This window comes from Candidatus Jidaibacter acanthamoeba, assembly GCF_000815465.1.
GTDB lineage: Bacteria > Pseudomonadota > Alphaproteobacteria > Rickettsiales > Midichloriaceae > Jidaibacter > Jidaibacter acanthamoebae.
This window is the reverse complement of record NZ_JSWE01000194.1, coordinates 1-287: the sequence shown is the minus strand read 5'-3', so window position 1 is coordinate 287 and position 287 is coordinate 1. Positions and strand designations below refer to the sequence as shown.

1 protein-coding gene is annotated in these 287 nt (G+C 44.6%); it reads left to right on the top strand.

The window, feature by feature from the left end:
- A partial coding sequence (locus NF27_RS12610; RefSeq protein WP_161791850.1) for an ankyrin repeat domain-containing protein occupies positions 1-287 on the top strand: 287 nt, incomplete at both ends.

Below are 287 nucleotides of genomic sequence, written 5' to 3'. Positions count from 1 at the left end.
GTGGAATGGTTACTAAGCCAAGGAGCAAGTAAAGACCACGCCGTAGCTGGAGCTGTTCGAGGTAGACATAAAGAACTGGTAAAATGGTTGGTAAGCCAAGGAGCATGTAAAGACAATGCCGTAGAAGAGGCTATAGATAGCGGACAAAAAAAGCTGCTAGAGTGGTTAGTAAGCCAAGGAGTAAATAAAGACTGGGCTGTAGAAATTGCTGGTCAAGGTGGACATAAAGAGATGGTAGAGTGGTTGATAAGCCAAGGAGCATGTAAAGACAAGGCTGTAAAAGGAGC